The sequence below is a fragment of the Halomonas sp. 3D7M genome, from assembly GCF_014897885.1.
Classification (GTDB): Bacteria; Pseudomonadota; Gammaproteobacteria; order Pseudomonadales; family Halomonadaceae; genus Vreelandella.
This window is the reverse complement of sequence record NZ_JABUZF010000006.1, coordinates 1-1,559: the sequence shown is the minus strand read 5'-3', so window position 1 is coordinate 1,559 and position 1,559 is coordinate 1. Positions and strand designations below refer to the sequence as shown.

The window sequence follows — 1,559 nt, the reverse complement described above, 5'->3', positions numbered from 1 at the left end:
GCGGCAACCGCCCCCAGCCCAACATTGCAAAGGGGCTTACAAAATGGTCAAAGACTTTTTAACTGATACGCTCGCTGAAATACATGAACAGCCTAGAAAGTTTTCAAACCCAGACGTTGCATTTGATGCTTTTTGCTTGGGTATTGGTGAGATTCTAGCCCAGTATCACGAAAAAACTTAAACACACTGTGCAGCGGCCAGCGTCGTTGCCATATTTCTAAAAATTCGTGCGCACGAAATAGGAACAAACATGGCTAAAAAATCTGTGCTTGCAATGAAGTACACCCCAAAAGAGTGGGAAATCTACGCGCCTGCGCTCAGGAGCCTAAGTCAAGATACCGTTGAGCTTGCCCGCGCTGTGCTTGTAGACGGTACGCCACCAATTGAGATTGCGCGCCGTTTGAGTACATCACGGCAGCGGGTAGCCTTGGCAGCGAAGCGCGTCAATGAGCGACTTGCAGAACATCACGCTAGTCATTTAGTGCCCATAACAGTATGGGTAAAACCCGATAATGTAGAGGCTCTTAAAGACCAAGTATTGTTAGAGGGTGGTCACGTCGAAACCTAATTCTAAGCTACTTATTCAGCAGCAACTACTCTAATGAACAAACTTTGCTAAGCCACCTGCACGGCGGCACTCACCAACAATAGACCAACCGCCAGCCCGCTTCAAACGACTTTGTATTGGCGCTCAAAATCAGTGCGGATATTTTCAACACCTTGTTCACCAACGTGTTCGGCAAGCGCTTAACGGATTTTGGGTAGTCGCCACGGGTGGTCGGTATCGACCAAAATTGGATGCTGGTGAGCGAAGCGAACGCATGACACACCGCGACAGCAACCAGGCACCGGCTCCTCGATCCCCCGACCGCCGCTACCGCACCAACTGTGCCTCATCACCTTCATGATCAACATGGGGTTATGTTTTGAGAAGTTGAACGGTCATAAGATCGGTGACAATAACAACAGGAGTATCAAACAGCGAGGTTAGCCCTTTGTCGCTCTCAGAAGCGACGACAGAGCCGCTAAAGGCCACATATAGGTCAATCAATGCGCCTGGTTCGATTGGGCTTGGTAAGCGCACAGGTGGCGAATTTCGCACATCCTGCCCTTCAATCCATTCAATGCCGAGCCCCTGCACGTCAAATTCTGCATAAGAGAGTGTTTTGGTCTGCTTTGTATAGGGGTCTGCTTTCGAGAAAATCACCCTGATAGCTGTTTCGGGTCGCATGCTGCCTTGCCCTTGTTTTTCTGCTGTCGTAATATAATTAACAGTTAGGGCAGTGTTTATCGACTCTTGCGTTAACTTCTACCGTCTGTATCCAGTAGGTTTGCCGACTGAACGATACACGAATTAACCCCAGGGCTTTGCTCTGGGGTTTTTTCGTTTTTCTTACTCTAAATTTTCCCCTTCTCCGCATTTTGGTGAGCGGTGAGAATAGCTCATTATTCACACCCTTACGGGGGTAGCTATAGGTATAAATTTATAGGAAAAACTACAGGAAAACCTAAAGGCAAAAACTATAGGGTTAGGGGGGGGGTGATTATGCGTAGCAAGG

The 1,559-nt window shown here is 48.2% G+C and carries 3 protein-coding genes; 2 read left to right on the top strand and 1 reads right to left on the bottom strand.

Going from position 1 to position 1,559, the window contains the following annotated elements; genetic code table 11:
- Together INT22_RS20105 and INT22_RS00040 are read left to right on the top strand one after the other, a co-directional pair.
- Positions 1 to 181, top strand: a 181-nt coding sequence (locus INT22_RS20105; protein WP_226912291.1) for a hypothetical protein, incomplete at its 5' end; no start/stop codon positions are given.
- Positions 182 to 250: 69 nt separating this feature from the next.
- Positions 251 to 568: a TrfB-related DNA-binding protein gene (locus INT22_RS00040; RefSeq protein ID WP_193067426.1), complete on the top strand. Its 318-nt coding sequence runs from the start codon at positions 251 to 253 to the stop codon at positions 566 to 568.
- A gap of 351 nt (positions 569 to 919) precedes the next feature.
- Here the strand turns inward: INT22_RS00040 and INT22_RS00035 are convergent, their stop codons facing one another.
- Complete coding sequence (locus tag INT22_RS00035) at positions 920 to 1,231, bottom strand: hypothetical protein (protein WP_193067425.1); 312 nt, start codon at positions 1,229 to 1,231, stop codon at positions 920 to 922.
- Between the last annotated feature and the right edge of the window lie 328 nt (positions 1,232 to 1,559).